The organism is Halorubrum sp. SP3, from assembly GCF_005435195.1.
In the GTDB taxonomy this organism is placed as follows: domain Archaea; phylum Halobacteriota; class Halobacteria; order Halobacteriales; family Haloferacaceae; genus Halorubrum; species Halorubrum sodomense.
In genome coordinates, this window is record NZ_SGTU01000517.1 from 1 (window position 1) to 324 (window position 324).

Annotated in this window: 1 pseudogene; it reads right to left on the reverse strand. The window is 62.7% G+C overall.

The features are described 5' to 3' along the window. Positions 1-324 (reverse strand): annotated as a pseudogene (locus tag EXE42_RS17445) (helicase); the annotation flags it as partial.

A 324-nucleotide genomic window follows, 5' to 3' on the forward strand; every position in this document is an offset into this window, starting at 1 on the left:
CTGTTTTCCGCGGCGGATCATCACGCGGTCGACGACGTCCTTCGAGAGGTCTTGGTCCTCCGCGACGAGGAATGGGTCGATGTACTCAACAAGCGAGCGGAATGCTTCGCCCTTGCCGTCGTGTGGCGTCGCGCTGAGGAGCAATAGTGAGTCGGAATTACCAGCGACCCGTTCAACCATCTGCGACGTCTTGCTCGGCGACTCACCCCGCTTGGCGGCCTTGTGTGCCTCGTCGACCACCACGACATCCCAGAACGCCTCGTCGAGGGCGGGCTGGAACTCCTCCTGCCGGAGGAACGCCTGGCTTGTGACCAGCTGCTGATG